Origin of the sequence: Bradyrhizobium rifense, from assembly GCF_008123425.1 — a bacterium.
GTDB lineage: Bacteria > Pseudomonadota > Alphaproteobacteria > Rhizobiales > Xanthobacteraceae > Bradyrhizobium > Bradyrhizobium rifense.
Window position 1 is genome coordinate 14,029 of record NZ_VSSS01000053.1, and the last position, 18,019, is coordinate 32,047.

Annotated in this window: 19 protein-coding genes; 12 read left to right on the top strand and 7 right to left on the bottom strand. The window is 64.6% G+C overall.

Going from position 1 to position 18,019, the window contains the following annotated elements; translation table 11 throughout:
* Positions 1–266 precede the first annotated feature (266 nt).
* Positions 267–785 carry a DUF6101 family protein gene (locus FXB40_RS32605; RefSeq protein WP_148776285.1) on the top strand — a complete coding sequence of 173 codons (519 nt, stop codon included), beginning with the start codon at positions 267–269 and terminating at the stop codon, positions 783–785.
* 115 nt (positions 786–900) lie between these two features.
* On the opposite strand, the gene ubiA is transcribed toward FXB40_RS32605, so the two are convergent.
* Both ubiA and FXB40_RS32615 read right to left on the bottom strand, forming a co-directional pair.
* Positions 901–1,833: a 4-hydroxybenzoate octaprenyltransferase gene (gene ubiA, locus FXB40_RS32610; RefSeq protein ID WP_148776287.1), complete on the bottom strand. Its 933-nt coding sequence runs from the start codon at positions 1,831–1,833 to the stop codon at positions 901–903.
* Positions 1,830–2,489: a hypothetical protein gene (locus FXB40_RS32615; RefSeq protein WP_148776289.1), complete on the bottom strand. Its 660-nt coding sequence runs from the start codon at positions 2,487–2,489 to the stop codon at positions 1,830–1,832. Before FXB40_RS32615 ends, ubiA begins: the two co-directional genes overlap by 4 nt.
* 211 nt (positions 2,490–2,700) lie before the next feature.
* Between FXB40_RS32615 and FXB40_RS32620 the strand changes: the two genes are divergently transcribed.
* Positions 2,701–3,456: a 16S rRNA (uracil(1498)-N(3))-methyltransferase gene (locus FXB40_RS32620; RefSeq protein ID WP_148776291.1), complete on the top strand. Its 756-nt coding sequence runs from the start codon at positions 2,701–2,703 to the stop codon at positions 3,454–3,456.
* 118 nt (positions 3,457–3,574) lie between these two features.
* Here FXB40_RS32620 and FXB40_RS32625 read toward each other — a convergent pair whose 3' ends face one another.
* A complete protein-coding gene (locus FXB40_RS32625; RefSeq protein ID WP_246208107.1) occupies positions 3,575–4,519 on the bottom strand; it encodes a helix-turn-helix domain-containing protein in 945 nt (314 codons plus the stop codon).
* Positions 4,520–4,592: 73 nt separating this feature from the next.
* Positions 4,593–5,099 carry a hypothetical protein gene (locus FXB40_RS32630; protein WP_148776295.1) on the bottom strand — a complete coding sequence of 169 codons (507 nt, stop codon included), beginning with the start codon at positions 5,097–5,099 and terminating at the stop codon, positions 4,593–4,595.
* A 287-nt stretch (positions 5,100–5,386) separates the two neighbouring features.
* Between FXB40_RS32630 and FXB40_RS32635 the strand changes: the two genes are divergently transcribed.
* From FXB40_RS32635 to FXB40_RS32660, 6 genes are all read left to right on the top strand, one after another.
* Positions 5,387–5,611, top strand: a complete 225-nt coding sequence (locus FXB40_RS32635; protein WP_148776297.1) for a hypothetical protein — start codon at positions 5,387–5,389, stop codon at positions 5,609–5,611.
* 243 nt (positions 5,612–5,854) lie between these two features.
* Positions 5,855–7,006, top strand: a complete 1,152-nt coding sequence (locus FXB40_RS32640) for an ATP phosphoribosyltransferase regulatory subunit (protein ID WP_148776299.1) — start codon at positions 5,855–5,857, stop codon at positions 7,004–7,006.
* A gap of 3 nt (positions 7,007–7,009) precedes the next feature.
* Positions 7,010–7,987 carry an ATP phosphoribosyltransferase gene (gene hisG / locus FXB40_RS32645; RefSeq protein ID WP_148776301.1) on the top strand — a complete coding sequence of 326 codons (978 nt, stop codon included), beginning with the start codon at positions 7,010–7,012 and terminating at the stop codon, positions 7,985–7,987.
* Positions 7,988–8,073: 86 nt separating this feature from the next.
* The gene (locus FXB40_RS32650; RefSeq protein WP_148776303.1) at positions 8,074–9,120 is read left to right on the top strand and encodes a glycosyltransferase family 2 protein; all 1,047 of its coding nucleotides are present in this window, start codon (positions 8,074–8,076) and stop codon (positions 9,118–9,120) included.
* Positions 9,117–9,962: a ChbG/HpnK family deacetylase gene (locus FXB40_RS32655; RefSeq protein ID WP_148776305.1), complete on the top strand. Its 846-nt coding sequence runs from the start codon at positions 9,117–9,119 to the stop codon at positions 9,960–9,962. Before FXB40_RS32650 ends, FXB40_RS32655 begins: the two co-directional genes overlap by 4 nt.
* 126 nt (positions 9,963–10,088) lie before the next feature.
* Positions 10,089–10,919 (top strand): DUF2076 domain-containing protein, encoded by an 831-nt coding sequence (locus FXB40_RS32660; RefSeq protein ID WP_148776307.1) that lies wholly within the window; start codon positions 10,089–10,091, stop codon positions 10,917–10,919.
* Positions 10,920–11,327: 408 nt separating this feature from the next.
* Here FXB40_RS32660 and FXB40_RS32665 read toward each other — a convergent pair whose 3' ends face one another.
* On the bottom strand, positions 11,328–12,125 hold the full coding sequence (locus FXB40_RS32665; protein WP_148776309.1) for a L,D-transpeptidase family protein: 798 nt from the start codon (positions 12,123–12,125) through the stop codon (positions 11,328–11,330).
* A 313-nt stretch (positions 12,126–12,438) separates the two neighbouring features.
* Between FXB40_RS32665 and FXB40_RS32670 the strand changes: the two genes are divergently transcribed.
* Entirely contained in the window at positions 12,439–13,218 is a 780-nt protein-coding gene (locus FXB40_RS32670) for a protein phosphatase CheZ (RefSeq protein ID WP_187437304.1), read from the top strand.
* Between the two features lie 81 nt (positions 13,219–13,299).
* Here FXB40_RS32670 and FXB40_RS32675 read toward each other — a convergent pair whose 3' ends face one another.
* A complete protein-coding gene (locus FXB40_RS32675) occupies positions 13,300–13,821 on the bottom strand; it encodes a hypothetical protein (protein WP_187437305.1) in 522 nt (173 codons plus the stop codon).
* Between the two features lie 319 nt (positions 13,822–14,140).
* Between FXB40_RS32675 and FXB40_RS32680 the strand changes: the two genes are divergently transcribed.
* From FXB40_RS32680 to FXB40_RS32690, 3 genes are all read left to right on the top strand, one after another.
* Positions 14,141–14,437: a co-chaperone GroES gene (locus tag FXB40_RS32680; RefSeq protein WP_045003881.1), complete on the top strand. Its 297-nt coding sequence runs from the start codon at positions 14,141–14,143 to the stop codon at positions 14,435–14,437.
* 116 nt (positions 14,438–14,553) lie between these two features.
* Positions 14,554–16,182: a chaperonin GroEL gene (gene groL / locus FXB40_RS32685; RefSeq protein ID WP_148776315.1), complete on the top strand. Its 1,629-nt coding sequence runs from the start codon at positions 14,554–14,556 to the stop codon at positions 16,180–16,182.
* Between the two features lie 136 nt (positions 16,183–16,318).
* Complete coding sequence (locus tag FXB40_RS32690) at positions 16,319–17,530, top strand: hypothetical protein (protein WP_148776317.1); 1,212 nt, start codon at positions 16,319–16,321, stop codon at positions 17,528–17,530.
* An 8-nt stretch (positions 17,531–17,538) separates the two neighbouring features.
* On the opposite strand, the gene FXB40_RS32695 is transcribed toward FXB40_RS32690, so the two are convergent.
* A complete protein-coding gene (locus FXB40_RS32695; protein ID WP_148776319.1) occupies positions 17,539–17,937 on the bottom strand; it encodes an META domain-containing protein in 399 nt (132 codons plus the stop codon).
* Between the last annotated feature and the right edge of the window lie 82 nt (positions 17,938–18,019).

Consider the following 18,019-nt stretch of genomic DNA (forward strand, 5'->3'; position numbering starts at 1 on the left):
TTGGGGCGCGGGAGGTTTCGGGGCGATCGGGGGCCCTGAACACCAGATGTGCCCAAATGGTGCGGACTTCAAGCATTATCAGCCTGCAAAAGGCTCAGATTCGCGAGGCTTGCGCAACGTCTCGTCAATCATCCGCGCCAAGGTCTTGTCAATCATGGCGGGTGGTGACGCTGGATTAACCAGCCTTTTTAAGCGGTTTCGGAAAGCCCCGCGCTAAGGTCCTCGCATCGACCGGGAACATAATCCTGGCGGGGAGAACTAAAGCCGTGAGGCGTCAAACAGCAATCAGCGGGGCCGCTCCCGCAGGGTCGAGCCGTAATCTGCGGCTCGACCCTCTTTCCCTTCCGGTCCGCTTCGATGCGCATGATCCGCGCGCCGACGGCTACACCAGGCAAATCGAGCTTCATCGCGAACGTGTCGTGCTGCGCCGTGCCGTCCGCGGCATGCAGATGGCGATCAACGTCCGTGTCAGTGACTTCACCGGCGTCGCACTGCGCGGCAATGACGAGGCGCAGACCCTCGTCCTGGTGCATCGCGATCCCTCACTCTCCGTTCCGCTGCTGATCAGTGCCGATGGCGACGATCTCGCCGAGGCCTGGGCCGTGTGGAGCGAAATCTTTGCGCTGCCGCAGCTCGACGAAGGTGTCCGCAAGCCCGCACCGCGCCGCCGTCGCCGCAACGCGATCCGCGACCGCCGTCCGAAATTTCTGATGCGCCGCCGCACCGCCATGACGCGCGAGTTGCCGATTCATCGCGAAGAACGCGAGATCATCGCAAGGAACTAAGCGGCACTCACGGTGCCGTAGGGTGCGTTAGCCGCAGGCGTAACCCACCTCTTTGCTTTCCAAGCGGATAGAAGTTGGTGGATTACGCTTCGCTAATCCACCCTACGCATGCGCGTCAGGCCGCGCGCAGCGCCGCGTCAGCCAGCAATCCCGCAAACAGCAGCGCCCCCGCGTACTTGTTCGAGTAGAACAGCCGCTTGCACAAGTCCGGATCCTCGATCCGGAGCCGCATGATCTGCGAAGCCAAATGCGCGGCGAAGGCCGCAAGCCCGATCCAGGCCGGCCAGCGCGCATCGCCTGACGCCAGCGCGACACCGATCAGCATGACCGCAAGACCGTAGAACAGGATCAGCGCCTGGTGCGTATGCGCGCCGAACAGGCGCGCGGTGGACTTGATGCCGATCAGCGCGTCATCCTCGGCGTCCTGATGCGCATAGATGGTGTCATAGCCGATCACCCAGGAAATCGCGCCGGCGTAGAGCACCAGTGCGGTGATGTCGATGCGCCCGAAGGTGACGGCGAAGCCCATCAGCGCGCCCCAGGAGAAGGCGAGCCCGAGCACGATTTGCGGCCACCAGGTGATGCGCTTCATGAAGGGATAGATCGCAACGATCAGAAGCGAGGCGATGCCGGTCAGGACCGCGAAGCGGTTGAACTGCAGCAGCACCACGAGCCCGATCAGGGCCTGCGCGACCATGAAGGCCAGCGCCTGCTTCGTTGTTACCTGCCCCGACGGCAGCGGCCGCGAGCGGGTGCGCTCGACCTTGTCGTCGAGGTCGCGGTCGGTGATGTCGTTCCAGGTGCAGCCGGCGCCGCGCATCACGAAGGCGCCGATGAAGAACAGCACGATGACAAGCGGCAGGCGATGGACATCATGCGCCATGCCGCTCGCGAGCGCGGCCGACCACCAGCACGGCATCAAGAGCAGCCAGGAGCCGATCGGACGATCGAAGCGGGACAAGCGCAGATAGGGCCGCGCCCATTGCGGCGCGAGCGTATCGACCCAGTTGCCGGTGGAATCGGCAACGCGGGCGGATGTATCGCTCATCGGGTAAGGACGTTGCCGTTGAGCGTGTCGAAGGTGCTGCCGCCCTTCTTGCCGGCATTGGCTTCCGGCGCCGAGCCTGAACCCACCACTTCGCTCAGCGACGGGCCGGCCGGACCGCGCGGCTGGTTCTGCATCTGCTGCGCAACGCTACAGACCTTCGTCGCCATGGCCTCGGTGTTCTTGTGGCTGTCCTTCATCTGGGCGCCGACGTTCGGCGGGATTCCGCATTTGGCGGCGTGAGCCTCGATGTATTTGATCATCTTGGTCTCAGACTGGCTGAAATTACGGATCAGCTTGCAGGCTTCGTCCGGCGGCGCATGACGAGCGCCCGCGGCTTGAATCAGCTTGCCGCGCTTCTCAGCTTCCTCGCGCAGCGGCATGAAGGCCTTCATGCAGTCCTCGCCGGGACCGCCTTGCGTCGGCGGCGCCGCGCTGAATGCGCCGGCACCACCGATCGGGGCCGCGCCGTTGGTCGGGAACGAGGCTTGCGGCGCACCGCCGACGGAGGCGACAGGCGCCGAACCGTTCACGGGCGGAAACGCGGAATCGGGTGCGGACTGGCCCGGCAGCGGAGCCGGGAACCCCTGGGCATAGGCGCCGGCAGCACCCATGGTGAGCATGGCGGCAGTGATCGGAACCATCAAACGACGGATCATCAAGATAGTCTCTCCGGCAGGAGCTTACGGGGTTCGGCGACTTCCCAATTGAAGCGCAACCAGCGTGCTCGCCATTTTACGATTCCCGCCGGCGCTTAACAACCCGTTGAATAGGGCAGGAGCGCGGCGCGCCGACGCACCAATTCGGCAATATTTACCCCTGAATCGGCTGCTTTCGGTTAAGAACGGCGGCAAATTGGACTTTTGATCAATGCCCTCCCACGATTTTCGCGCCCCCCGCCTGTTCGTCGAGCTCCCGCTGGCCCAGGACGCCAGGGTTCCGCTCGACCGTGATCAGAGCAACTACCTCGGCAATGTGCTGCGGTTGGCCGCCGGGGCCGAGGTTTTGGCTTTCAACGGCCGCGACGGCGAATGGCAGGCCGCGATCGAAGGCCGCAAGCGCCCCGACAACCTCGTCATCCTCCAGCAAGTCCGCCCCCAGGACCGGTTGCCCGACCTCGCTTACGTCTTCGCGCCGCTCAAGCATGCCCGGCTCGATTACACGGTCCAGAAGGCCGTGGAGATGGGCGCCGCGATCCTGCAACCGGTCCAGACCCGGTTCACCCAGGCCTCCCGTGTCAACACCGAGCGCATGCGCGCCAATGTCATCGAGGCCGCCGAGCAATGCGGGATCCTGAGCCTCGCCACCGTGGCCGAACCCGCGCCGCTGGAGCGCTACCTCAGCCAGCGCCCCGCCGACCGCCTGCTGGTGTTCTGCGACGAGGCGGCCGAGGTCGAGAATCCCATCCAGAGCCTGCAACAGGTCCGCGCATCCGGGCACGGTATCGACGTCCTGATCGGCCCCGAGGGCGGCTTCGCCGAAGAAGAGCGGGCCCTGCTGCTGCGCCAGCCCAGGATCCTGCGGCTGGCGCTGGGCCCGCGGATCCTGCGGGCCGACACGGCCGCCGTGGCGGCGCTGGCGCTGGTGCAGGCCGTGCTGGGTGATTGGGGCGGCACACGCGATTAGGTCGCGATCTCCCGTCTAGAGCCTTTCCCGTTCCGATGGGATCGAAACGGGGCTCTAGATTCTTTGTTTTGACGCGTTTTCTTGACGCGAACCGGTACCCACTTCGCTCGACAACGCTCTAGCTGTGCTCCCGCACAGATCGATGCAGGGTCTCGGACGGCAACTCGCCGAACGCTGCCCTGTAACTCGCCGCGAACTCGCTCAAATGCCAGAAGCCGTGGGCGATGGCGCAGGCCTTCACACTGCGCCGTCCCGGGCCGGTGCGCAGCTGCCGGCGCACCGACCAGAGACGCAGGACCCGGCTATAGCGATGCGGGCTCATGCCGCAGATGGCCTGCGTCGCACTCTGGAGGGTCCGAACCGACACGCCGACCCGCTCGGCCATTTCGGTCGTCTTGAGCCAGATCGTCAGGTCGTGCCGGATCAATTTCTCCATGTCGGCGACGATCCGCAGATAGCTCTCCGTCGTGGCGTGCACAGACCTGCTGTCCACGCTGGTCCGGATGGCGCCGTCGATCGCGCTGAGCAGGGACTGTTCGACAGCCGCTCGCGAGGTCGGCTCGTTCAGGAAGTCCGGATCATTGGCGGCGGTTTCAAGCGTTGCCGAGATCAGGCCGCGCAGGGAGGCGAGGACGTCCGATGCCGGGCTCAGCAAATGATAGCCATCCAGTCGAGACCAGGGCTCGCACGCGGGCGGCGTGAAGTAGACGACACCGATCAGACGTCCGACCGGCTCATAGACCAGGCAATCGGACGCGCCCTTCAAAATGACGATCGAACTGCCGATTGACTGCCCGTTGATGCGGGTCGAGGTCACATGATCCATCGGCACCACCACGGCGGCGGCATGCGCCAGCTGATAACCGCGAATGATCCGCGGGAACGTCCTCACCAGCGACAGGCTCAGGGTCGGCAGGCTGAGCCGCGCGCGCATGATCGCAGTCGACCCGGCAGCCAACGGCATGCTGGACGCACCGGCATATCTCTCACTGTCGCCGAAATGATCGATGTCATACGACTGCAGCTCGAGCGCCGAGGATGGCTTGAGCCCCTGGAACGACAACAGGCGCTCCGCAGCGCTTATTTGAACTCCATCGCGAGCAATGTTGAGATGGCTTTGATCCATGTCCTGCCGCTTACTTCGCCTTCTTCGTCGCCACGACGACCTTGGCGGCACTCAGATCATCCGGCCCGTTGATGCCGGCGCGCTTGAGATCGCGAAGCAGCTTCGTCAGCAGCAGCACGTTGGTCATCTGTAGCTCGTGGTTGTTGCCAAACTTGAATGCGTTCTGCTCGGTCACGATCAGCCCGGCCTTGGTCTCAGCGAGAATCTTCCGCCTCTTCAATCCCGCCACGCGACGGCGAACCGTCTCCAGCGGCAGGCTGAGGAAGCGAGAGAGTGCCGCGCCGGACACGCCCTGCTTGATCGTATCCGGCTCGACCGTGTGAATGCTGGAAAACTCCTCATCCAGCGACGGATCGTTCATCACATTGATGACGTTGGCATTAAGAATCGCGTGAACGATCAGAAGGTCCATCGGATCGAATTCGTCGTAGTTCCGGAACATCTCGCTGATCGAAAACAGCATATAGGCCAGCGTGTGTCGCGAGACCGTCCGGATGATATCAGAAGCATTGTGCATGAATCCAGAAACCAACATTCATTTTGTAAACGAAGGCAGCAGCGAGCGTCTCATCCGCCATACCCAAAATGAGTATGCGACGACTTGTCAGCCGCACTCAATCTCTCATTGTGATCGCAGGGGGACAGGCGGGTCGAGTCGCGAACGCGGGATAGCTCGGCGACTGGTCACCAGGCGGAGCTTCGGCAGGTCTGCCAAATCGGTGGCGGCCGAAACGCTCATGCACAACGACCGCATCTGTTTTTGAATATGCCTGCTCCATTCAGCCGGCGATCGCGCAGGACACCATGGCCCTGGACGACAATGCTGTATCGGACATGCTGCGGCGCGAGGAATTGTGGCTTATCAAATCATTCCTCAGCATCACGGACCCAAGCAAAAGGCAGAGAGTTCTGAAACTGGCGGAGCAGCTCGCGGAAGACGCCGCATCCGATCCAGCGGGACTTGCCTTCGCCTCGATCCAGGCATCACCGGCGGAAGCGCCCAAAGGCGCCCCTGCTCGAACTGAATGAATGCGGCAGGCCAGGGTTTTGCTCTAGGTATTTTATTACCTATTACCTGCTATTGCCTAGCCTGGCGATGCAGTCGGTGGCAGATCCAGGCCGGATCGTCCGGACGTCTCCAAAGTCGTTAAGCGATTGATCCTTTGGAGGTCGAAACCGTTTTCCGGCCATGCTAAGGGCTGCGCCAATTCCTGTGCCTCCCCTTTGGCCTCCCCTTGCCTGCCCGGTTCCACCGGGACGATGGACCCCGAGATGACCGCGACTGCCACCTCGAATGCTGCCGGCTCCGCCGCCTGGGCGGATACGCTGCTGTTGTCGTTTGCGCAGGCCGGCTACGTCAGGGCCGAGCCCGGCATCCTGCAACCGGCCGAGCCATTCCTCGACCTGTCCGGCGAGGACATCCGCAAAAGCCTCTATCTGACGACGGACCTGTCCGGCGAAGAGCTCTGCCTGCGCCCCGACCTGACGATCCCCGTGGCGCGCGACTATCTCGCCTCCAGCCGCGCCGGCCAGCCGGCCGGGTTCAGCTATCTCGGTCCCGTGTTCCGCTACCGCAGCGGACAGGCCAGTGAATTCCTCCAGGCCGGGATCGAGTCGTTCGGGCGCCAGGATCGCGCTGCCGCGGATGCCGAGACGCTGGCGCTGGCGTTGGAGGCGACCGCCGCTTTCGGCGTGCGCGACGTCGAAATCCGCACCGGCGACGTCGCGCTGTTCAACGCATTGCTCGACGCACTCGACCTCTATCCGGTCTGGCGCCGCCGCCTGGTCAAGGACTTCCATCGCAAGATCAGCCTGGAGCAGGATCTGGAAGGGCTGGCCCGCACCACCGCAACCACGCGCAGCGAATATGAAGGCGTGCTGGCCGCGCTCGCGGGCTCCGATCGCAAGGCGGCGCTGGCCTTCGTCACCGATCTGATGTCGATCGCCGGCACCACCAATGTCGGTGGCCGCACCACGGCCGAGATCGCCGACCGCTTCCTCGAGCAGTCGACGCTGAAGGGCGGCGCGCTGCCGCGCGAGGCGATCACGGTGCTGAAGCGCTTCCTGTCGATCTCAGGCAATCCGGACGATGCAATTGCCGCGCTGCGCGCGCTGACCGCTGACGCAATGCTCGACCTTGCCGGCGCAATCGACCAGTTCGAGAGCCGGATCGGCTTCATGGCGGCGCGCGGCATCGACGTGAAGACCACGCGCTTCTCGACCGCGTTCGGGCGTGGCCTCGATTACTACACCGGCTTCGAATTCGAGCTGCATCACAAGGGCAACGGCGCCGAGCCGCTGGTTGCCGGCGGCCGCTATGATGGACTGATGACCCAGCTCGGATCGCCGGCGCCGATCCCGGCCGTCGGCTTCTCGGTCTGGGTGGACGCGCTGACCAGGATCGGCCGCAAGGTGGGAGCTTAAGTCATGAGCGCGCCATTCGTTCTGGCCGTTCCCTCCAAGGGTCGCCTCCAGGAAAACACCGAGGCCTTCTTCGCCCGTGCCGGGCTCAAACTGTCGAAGGCCGGCGGCGCCCGCGACTATCGCGGCACGCTTGCAGGCCTCGACAATGTCGAGGTCGCCTATCTCTCGGCCAGCGAGATCGCATCGCAGCTCGCCCGCGGCTTCGCGCATCTCGGCGTTACCGGCGAAGACCTGGTGCGCGAGAATATCGCCGACGCCGACAAGCAGGTGTCGCTGATCGACGGGCTCGGCTTCGGCTATGCCGACGTCGTGGTCGCGGTGCCGCAGGCCTGGATCGACGTCCGCACCATGGCGGATCTCGACGACGTCACCACCGGCTTCCGCGAGCAGCATCACATGCGGATGCGGGTCGCGACCAAGTTCGTCAACCTCACCCGCGCCTTCTTCCAGAGCCACGGCATCACCGATTACCGCATCGTCGAGAGCGCAGGTGCGACCGAGGGCGCGCCGGCGGCCGGCAGCGCCGAGCTGATTGTCGACATCACCACGACAGGCGCAACGCTCGCCGCCAATGGCTTGCGGGTGCTCGACGACGGCGTGATCCTGCGCAGCCAGGCCAATCTGGTCGCCTCGAGGGAGGCCGACTGGTCTCCGCAGGCCCGCGAGACCGCCCGCGTCATCCTCGACCACATCGCCGCACGGGCCCGGGCCAACAAATACCGCGAGGTCCGGACCCGCTTCCGGCAATGCGACACGGCCCTGCTCACTGAGGCCCACAGCCGGTTCGGCGTCGAGGCTCCGTTCGGCGGGCCGACCTCGTCGGGCATGCTCACGCTGCACTGCCCACCCGGGCAGCTTTATGCGCTTGCGAGCTTCCTGCGCGAACATGGCGCCGAGACCGTCTCGGTGGTCTCGCTCGACTACGTGTTCGACCGGGAGAACCCGCTGTTCGCCAAGCTCGAAGCGTTCCTGCGACGGTGAGCCTCAGGTCCGTTCAGCGTAGCGACAGCAAGCAGCAGCTACCATATGCTGTTGAGATGATTTCGACGCCTCTGGAACCTTGATCGATGATGCTGGGCTCTGACGTTTCCGCCCTGACCACCACCGCAGCGAGTGCCGCCGCGAAGGGGCTGTCGATTGTCGTCCCCGTCTACAACGAGGCGGCCGGCCTCGCCGTCCTGCACCAGCGCATCTGCGATATCGCCAAGACCTTGCGGCAACGCTACCGCCTTGCCTGCGAGGTCGTTTATGTCGACGACGGCAGCGCGGATGCGACGCTGTCGATCGCCCGTTCGCTGCCGGCCGACGCGATCGACGTCCAGGTGGTCTCGCTGTCGCGCAATTTCGGCAAGGAGGCCGCGCTGATGGCCGGCCTCGACCATGCCCGGCTTGGCGCCGTGATGTTCATGGATGGCGACGGCCAGCACCCGCCGGCGCTCGTCGAACAGCTGGTGCGGCACTGGGTCGAGGACGGCTATGACGTCGTCTACACCGCCAAGGCGCATCGTGATAACGAGCCCTTCCTGCGCCGCGTCGCGGGGCGCGGCTTCTACGCGCTGATCAATTGGGGCGCACGTCAGAAGATCCCGGAAGACGCCGGCGACTTCCGCTTGCTGTCGCCGCGCGCGGTCGCGGCGCTCAGGCAGCTGCCGGAGCGCAACCGCTTCTTCAAGGGTCTCGCAAGCTGGATCGGCTTCCGCCAGATCCGCGTCGATTACGAGCCCGCGGCGCGCATCCACGGCGTGACAACCTTCAGTGCCGCGCGTCTGCTGGGTCTGTCGATCGAAGGTGTGACGTCGTTCTCGGTCGCACCGCTGCGCTTCGCCAGCCTGCTCGGCGTGATCCTTGCCGGCGGCGCCTTCCTGTTCGGCCTCTCGATCCTCTGGGAGGTCTGGACCACCGGCAAGCAGGTGCCCGGCTATCCTTCGCTTGTGATCGGCCTGATGACGATCGGCGGCGTGCAGCTCATCATGATCGGCATCGTCGGCGAATATATCGGCAAGATCCTCTCGGAGCTGAAGGCGCGTCCGATCTACTTCGTCGCCGAGCACAGCGAAAAGCATTTTGAAGCCGACACGGCCGGCGACGCATCCAACAGGACCGCAGCCGAATGAGCGCGGCGGCAGCGCCGCGGCCGATCTGGCTCTGCGCCGACGATTACGGCATCAGCCCGGGTGTCAATCGCGCCATCCGCGACCTGATCGAGCGCGGCCGCCTCAACGCGACCTCGGTGATGATGGTGGGCCCCGCGATCGAGCGTGGCGAGGTCGATACGCTCCAGGCCGCAGCGAAGGCGAGCCCGCGCTGCGCGATCGGATTGCACGTGACGCTATCAGCGCCGTTCCGCCCCCTCACCATGCATTTCCGGCCGCTCGACGGCGACATGTTCATGGCCTTTCCAAAACTGTTGCGCGCCGGATTGATGCGGCGGCTCGACCGCGAATTCTTCCGCAACGAGGTGCGCGCGCAGCTCGCCGCTTTCGCGGAAGCCTTCGGTCGCGCGCCCGATTTCGTCGACGGCCATCAGCATGTGCAGCTGTTTCCGCAGGTGCGCGACGGCTTCGTCGATGCCGTCAGCGAAGCGGCGCCACATGCGTGGGTGCGCCAGGGCGGACGCGACCTGCCGCTGGCGCAGCGGCTGGCATCACCAAAGGCAATGGTGCTCGATGTCCTCAGCGCACAATTCCGCCGCCGCGCGGTGCGCGCCGGACTTGCGTTCAATCCCGCCTTTGCCGGCGCCTATGATTTCACGCGCGCGGCCGATTTCGGCGATCTGATGCGGCAGTTCCTGGAAGGTCTCCCCGAGGGCGGCCTCGTGATGTGCCATCCCGGCTTCGTCGACGAGGTTCTCACCGGCCTCGACCCGATGACGGATGTCAGGGAACGCGAGCATGCCTATCTCGCCAGCGACGCCTTCGCGCAGCGTCTCGCGGCCAGCCACGTGACATTGGGATGAAACCGGCGAAAGCCAGGGCCGCGGGCAGTCTGTCGCATACCGAAATTTAATCCGGCCGCCACTGTTGGGGCCACAATGGAACCCTACATCCCGCTTGCGCTTGTTTTCGCGCGAGGGAGACAGACCATGACGCCGCAGGAACGCCAACTCGTCGACGAGCTTTTCGACCGGCTTTCGAAACTGGAAAATGCACCGCGCGATCCCGACGCGATCGCTGCGATTTCGGACGGCTTACGCAAGGCGCCGGGCGCAGTATATGCGCTGGTGCAGACCACGCTGTTGCAGGACGAAGCGCTCAAGCGCGCCCACGAACGCATCACGGACCTGGAAGCGGCCCATGCGCCGGAGCAGCCCCAGTCCGGCGGCTTCCTCGACACCATGCGCGACACCCTGTTCGGCTCGAGCCCGTCGCGCGGCTCGGTTCCGAACGTACCGCCGCGTGACTCCCGGCCGGTCTGGAACAGCGGCCAGGCGATGCAGCAGGCCCAGCCGGGCTACGGCCAGCCGCCGCCTTACGGTCAGGCCTACGGGCAAGGCCAGGGTTATGGTCAAGGCTACGGCGCCCCGCCGCCGGTCGGCGGTGGCGGCGGCTCGTTCCTGGGCACGGCAGCGGCGGCCGCGGCCGGCGTGGTCGGCGGCTCGCTGCTGCTCTCCAGCATCCGCGGCATGATGGGTGGCGGATCGCATCAGGCTTTTGGCGACACCAATGCCTTGGGCGACCGCAGCCCGTGGGCTGGCGACCAGTCCGGCGGCTCGCTCGCCCGCGATGCCGGCCTCAATGACATCGGGTCGAACCGGGATTCGCACCAGGATTCCCGTCAAGGCTTCGCCGACCAGGCGTCGAACGACGACCAGAACAACAACGATCAGAACTACGGTGACGATCACGACGACAATCTGGACACGGCCGATAATAGCGATTTCGGCAACGACGACGGCGGCAGCGACTACGCCTGAGCAAGTCAGATCCGCAAAGCAAAACGGCCGCTCATTGAGCGGCCGTCGTGTTTCAGAGGGTAGTTGAGGTCAGCCGCCCCAGTGCTGGCTCTGGTAGGGATCGCCGCCGTATCCGCCCGATGACGAGTACGGGGCCGCGTAGGGAACATAGGCAAAGCCCTCAGCCGCACGCGGCGTGATTTGGGGGGCGAAACTTTGTGTGGCACGCGCGGCATGCCGCTTATGATTTGCCGTCCCAGCACTGGCCGAGGCGGTTAGGGCGACAAGGATACCCAAGGCCAAGATCGCATGCATCGCAATTGCTCCTGTTGAGTTGCCATGCGTAACTAGGCCTCGGCCCTTGCCGCACCAGTCCGCCACCCCTTCACGATTGCTCACATCCCCGGCATCAAAGCATGCCGCAGGGTCTCACATCACCACGACCTTGGTGCCGACATTGACGCGGCCGTAGAGGTCGATGACGTCCTCGTTGCGCATGCGGATGCAGCCGGAGGAGACGTTGGTGCCGATGGTCCAGGGCTCGTTGGAGCCGTGGATGCGGTAGAGCGTGGAGCCCAGATACATCGCGCGCGCGCCGAGCGGGTTTTCCGGGCCGCCCTCCATGTGTCGCGGCAGATCCGGACGGCGGGCAAGCATTTCCGCAGGCGGCGTCCAATCCGGCCATTCGCGTTTGGCCGTGATCGACTTCACGCCGCTCCAGGTGAAACCCTCGCGTCCGACGCCGATGCCGTAGCGCATCGCCCGGCCGTTGCCCTCGACGAGATAGAGAAACTTGTTGTTGGAATCGACCACGATCGTGCCGGCACTTTCCTTGCCGCTATAGTCAACAGATTGTTTCTCGAATTTCGGATCGAACTGACGCTGCCGCGGATCGATTGACTCCTGCTGGAGACCACTCTGCATCTGCGGTTCGCCCATCGGCGGCAGACGGCGCGGATCGTTGTAGCCGGGCTGCTGCTGATAGATCGACTGCTGCGGCGCATAGGCCGGGCCGCGGCCGGGTCCATCGCCGAACAGGAACTCGATGAAGCCGCCGCCCATGTTGGCATTGGAGGCGACGCGCACCGGCGACGGCGGGACCTGCGGCTGGTAGAGCACCGCGGGCGGATCGTTCGGCACCGTATTGTCGAAGGCGCTGGCGCGATCGGCACCGACAATGAAGGCGCAAGCGCTGCCGAGCAGCGCGACAGACATTTTCTTGAACATCGACGTACTCTGTACTGTTTCGTCTAGTTGCATTCGCCGCCGAACGCGTTGACTGGTCCGCGTCCTCGACGTGGTCAATAAAGAGCAAACTCCGTTTCGTTTGGTAAACGGATCAGGCGTTTCGATTCACCACGTCGCGATCGGTGCGGCAATTTGGCGATCAGCGTTTATTTTCGATGAAGGGCGAAGCCTCATGGTTAATCGCCGGTTTGCATGCCGTCGCGCACGGCCGCACAACAAGTTCCTGCTGTGAACCTCGTGTTAAATCGCTTCTGACTACAAAGACGCGTGAGTGAGGTGGGGGGAGTTCCTGATGGCTATTCACCGCAAACGTTTTCGTGTCGAGGAGGCTATTGTCGGCGAGATGCCCAGCCCCGAAATGATTGAGGAGGCTGCGCCAATGCATAGCGAGATTATGGCGGAGCTGCGCGCGATCCGCGCACAGATGGCAAAGGGCTCGGTACCCTTGACTGGCAGCGCGGCGATGGCGGCGATCGACGCCTCAACGGCGCAGGAGCTTTCCGACGCACGCACGATGCTCGATACCTATCGGGCCCAGATCGAGCAGTGCGAGAAGCTGAAGGTCGAGCTCGACCTCATCCATGACGCCATCGACCGCACCAAGCGCGAGATCGCGACCCTGCACGGCAAGAGCTTCGACGGCGGCGAGATGGCCAAGGTCAATGGCGAGCTCGGCGCGGTGGTCGGCGGTACCGAACAGGCGACCCAGCAGATCCTCGAAGCCGCCGAGTCGATCGACCAAGCAGCATCGGCTCTCGGCAAGGTCGACTCGGTCGACCAGCAGAAGCGCCTCGCCGACGACATCCAGGAACGCGTCATCTCGATCTTCGAGGCCTGCAACTTCCAGGACCTGACCGGCCAGCGCATCAGCAAGGTCATGGGCACGATGAAATTCATCGAGCAGCACATCAATGCGATGATGGAAATCTGGGGTGGCGTCGACGCGATCAAGTCCCACGTGCCGGCCCAGGTCGACACCCGCAGCGAGGACGACAAGCTGCTCAACGGCCCGAAGCTCGCCGGCGACGTCGGCCACGCCTCGCAGGACGACATCGACGCGCTGTTCGACTAAGCGAAGGCGACAGAGAGACAAACAAAACGCCGGCGCGAGCCGGCGTTTTTTATTGTCTTCGCGGTTAGGCCGGAAGCCGGATCACGCCCTCGGCGCGCAGCGGACGTAGACCATGTTGCCGTAGCGGGTGGCGGCGTCCTTGTCGACGAAGCGGGTGATCATGACGCGGCCGTCGAAGGAGACGATCTCGCGGTCCTGCTCGCCCGGCGTCGGGCCGGAGGGGCCGATATAATTCTTGCCGCCCGGCGAGCCCTTCAGCCGCAGTTCCTGCGGCGTGGCCTGGTCGGCGAGATGCATGACCACGCCGCCGGAGGTGCCGGCGCCGATCACGTAGGGATTTTTGCACTGGGCCCGCGCGGCCGCCTCGGTGCGGGCGCGGTCGGCCGGGTTCTGGAACGAGGCAAGGCCCCAGCGGCCGACGATCTCGTCGGCGCGGATCGAGGCCGGCATTTCCGGCGCGACGCCGGGCTCCGTCTCGACCGCCGGCTGGGACGAGGAGAAGGACGGCAGGCTCATGCCGCCGCCGCAGGCGCCGAGCAGCAACGCCAGGCAAGAGGCGGCCGCCAGATTGGCAACCGTGCGCGCGTGAGCTGAACTGATCATGGCATTCCCCCGAACAAGACCATGGCCGCATCCCTCCCGCAGCCAAGCGCAAAACCGCAGCCGTAGCAATGACGTCCTAATATACGCCCGCGCCGGAATCGAGTTTCCGTAAACACCATCCTATATCCGCCTCACCAATCGCTTAACCACCTTTGCTTGACAGGATCGCAGCCAGGCCATATTCCCACGCGCACTATTAGCACTCGGAAAGACCGATTGCTAAGCGCGCCGTTCGATCCTCGGGCAGAGGATGGACGGCAGCGCTGCCCCCACCCACTTCCGCTGCTTTCGGAAAAGCGAGCCTCCAAAGGGAAACGTCATGGCTAAGTCCAAATTTCGTCCGCTGCATGACCGTGTCGTGGTCAAACGTATCGACGCCGAGGCAAAGACCAAGGGCGGCATCATCATCCCCGACACCGCCAAGGAAAAGCCGTCCCAGGGCGAAATCGTCGCCGTCGGCCCCGGCGGCCGCGACGAGGCTGGCAAGCTGATCCCGATCGACCTCAAGGTCGGCGACCGCGTGCTGTTCGGCAAGTGGTCGGGCACCGAGGTCAAGATCGACAACGAAGATCTCCTGATCATGAAGGAGTCGGACATCATGGGCGTAATGGCCTAAGGCCAGACGCCTGAACGGCCGCTGAATGCCATGCCCGGATCAAGTGATCCGGGCATCCATCGTTCCGCCGCACAGCATCAAACAAGACACATCACGACATACAGGGATTCCAGACAATGGCTGCCAAGGACGTCAAGTTCTCCGGAGACGCGCGCGATCGCATGCTGCGCGGCGTCGACATTCTCGCCAACGCCGTCAAGGTGACGCTCGGCCCGAAGGGCCGCAACGTCGTCATCGAGAAGTCGTTCGGCGCGCCCCGCATCACCAAGGACGGCGTCACCGTCGCCAAGGAGATCGAGCTCGAGGACAAGTTCGAGAACATGGGCGCCCAGATGGTGCGTGAGGTCGCCTCCAAGACCAACGACCTAGCCGGCGACGGCACCACCACCGCGACCGTGCTGGCCCAGGCCATCGTGCGCGAAGGCGCCAAGGCGGTTGCCGCCGGCATGAACCCGATGGACCTCAAGCGCGGCATCGACATCGCGGTTGCCGCCGTCGTCAAGGACATCGAGAAGCGCGCCAAGCCGGTTGCCGCCTCCTCCGAGGTCGCCCAGGTCGGCACCATCTCGGCCAACGGCGACGCCGCCATCGGCAAGATGATCGCCCAGGCGATGCAGAAGGTCGGCAACGAGGGTGTCATCACCGTCGAGGAGAACAAGTCGCTCGACACCGAAGTCGACATCGTCGAGGGCATGAAGTTCGACCGCGGCTATCTGTCGCCCTACTTCGTCACCAACCCCGAGAAGATGACCGCCGAGCTCGAGGACGCCTACATCCTCCTGCACGAGAAGAAGCTCTCCGGCCTGCAGGCCATGCTGCCGGTGCTGGAAGCCGTGGTGCAGTCGGGCAAGCCGCTCGTCATCATCGCCGAGGACGTCGAGGGCGAGGCGCTGGCGACCCTGGTCGTCAACCGCCTGCGTGGCGGCCTCAAGGTCGCCGCCGTCAAGGCGCCGGGCTTCGGTGATCGCCGCAAGGCCATGCTGGAAGACCTCGCAATCCTGACCGGCGGTCAGCTGATCTCCGAAGACCTCGGCATGAAGCTCGAGAACGTCACGGTGAAGATGCTGGGACGTGCGGGCAAAGTGGTGATCGATAAGGAGAACACCACGATCGTCAAGGGCGCCGGCAAGAAGCCGGAGATCGAGGCCCGCGTCGGCCAGATCAAGGCCCAGATCGAGGAGACCACCTCGGACTACGACCGTGAGAAGCTCCAGGAGCGTCTCGCCAAGCTGGCCGGCGGCGTCGCGGTGATCCGCGTCGGCGGCGCGACCGAGATCGAGGTCAAGGAGAAGAAGGACCGCGTCGAGGACGCGCTCAACGCCACCCGCGCCGCGGTGCAGGAAGGCATCGTCCCCGGCGGCGGCGTCACGCTGTTGCGCGCCAAGAAGGCGGTCGGGCGTCTCACCAACGCCAATGCCGACGTGCAGGCCGGCATCAACATCGTGCTGAAGGCGCTGGAAGCTCCGATCCGCCAGATCTCGGAGAATGCCGGCGTGGAGGGCTCGATCGTTGTCGGCAAGATCCTCGAGAACAAGTCCGAGACCTTCGGTTTCGACGCCCAGACCGAGGAATATGTCGACATGATCGAGAAGGGCATCATCGATCCCGCCAAGGTGGTGCGCACCGCGCTGCAGGACGCCTCCTCCGTGGCCGGCCTGCTGGTGACCACCGAGGCGATGGTCGCTGAAGCTCCGAAGAAGGAAGCCCCGCCCGCACCGGCCGGCGGCGGCATGGGCGGCTTCTAAGCCCATCCTCATCTGACAGTGTTGCGAAGGCCGCCTCCGGGCGGCCTTCTTTTTTGCCGACACTGGCCTGCGCTTCAACCGGCGGCCAAAACCCACTACGGTGGCGCCCGATTCTAGTCGTTCGAGGATTTCGTCGATGCGCGCGCTTCTGGTTTGTTCGACAGCCCTTTTGGCCGCCCTGCTTGCAGTATCGCCTGAGGTCGCCTCAGCCCAGATGAAGCTGTCGCCGAAGGCCACAGCGCCGGGCGGCATGGAGACGCGCTATTTCACCTCGATCGACGGCCTGATGGACGGCAATGCCGACGTGATCCTGAAGGAGACGCGGCAGGGCAAAACGGTCACCGCGGCGATGCTCGACGTCTGCTACCCCGTCGCCAAGAACTCCGACCGCAAGGACCGCTTCGTCGTCAATCTCCAGATCGCGGGCCAGACGCTGACCGGCACGACGCAAAGCCTCGGCGCGAAGGCGCCGGTCACCGTCAAGCTCACGCGCAAACCGACCGGCGACACCTTCGAGTTCCGCGGACAGATCGGCATCGGCCAGACCGTGACCGAAGTGACCTCGCCCGACAATGCCGATCTCAGCGAGAAGGAATTTCTGGACAACCAGACCACCGACGACGGCATCACGCCGCAGCCGAAGGATTTTACCGAAGTCTCGCCGGAAGCGATCGCGGTCAAGGTCAAGCTGGATAACGCGACCGACTTCCTGAAGAGCCTCAAGGGCCAGGACGTCGAGGTGACGCTGGCAAGTCTCTCCGTCGGCTGCGACGCGCTGCGCGCCGGCGAGCAGACCATCAACATGTCGGTCGACCCGGAGCGCTCGGCCGCGCTGCTCGCGAAATTCAAGGCGATGCCGGGTGTCACCGCTGCCGGCTGGACCGCTGGACTCGCCGAGATGGACCGTACCGTCCGCATCCCCGCCGCCGACTGGCGCGACGGCGACAAGATCAACCGCGACAAGCTCGCCACTGCAATTGCCGGCGTGCTGAGCAAGACGCTCGCGGCCAAGCCGGCCTCGCAGGGCTTCGACGCCGCCACCGGCAAGCTCAAGCTCGTCTTCAAGCGGCCGAACCAGGATTTCCCGGCGCTCGAGCTCACCGACACGATCGAGGTCTCGGGCCTCGTCTCCGCCGACAAGCCGGGGACGACCGACAAGCTGATTGTCTGGATCGGCAGTCCCTCGACCACGACCGCCGACGAGAGCAGCGGCGCGAAGCTCAACGTGTCGGATGAGGCGACGGCCGATGAAGAAGGCGACCAACCCGACGACAACGGCTCGATCGAGGCGCTAGCCAAGGAGCTGAAGGGCCAGCGCTGGGACGCCGACAAGTCGGTGTGGAAGTGACGTAACCGTCAATTCCCGTTGGCGCGAAAACGCAGCGGCTTCGGGCCGATCAGTGTGAGCACGTCGCCCTGGCGCTTCCAGGTCTCGACGGCGGCGAGCGCGGCGACGAGATCGTCATCGGCCTGGGCCCTGGCCGGCGGGCAGGAACGATCCTGGATTGCGCCGGGAACGAAAATCACGGTGTTGCCGGCCACCGAGAACTGTCCTTTGCCGCCCTTGCACCAAAGCTCGAGCACGACCTCGCCATTGTCACCGATCTCGAGGTTCGGAATGCGTTTCGAGCCGGGCTGGGGCACGGCCTCCAGCGTCATCTCGGTACCGAAGGGGAAGCCCTCTTCCGCACGCGCCACGGCGGACATCACGAGCAACGCAGCCGCCGCGCACACCATCTGCTTCAACGATACCATGAGACCTCTCGACCGACCGATTTGCGGGGTCTTTTATAAGACGGCAAAGCCTTTGAGAAGGTTCGCCGATTCAAGGCACAAA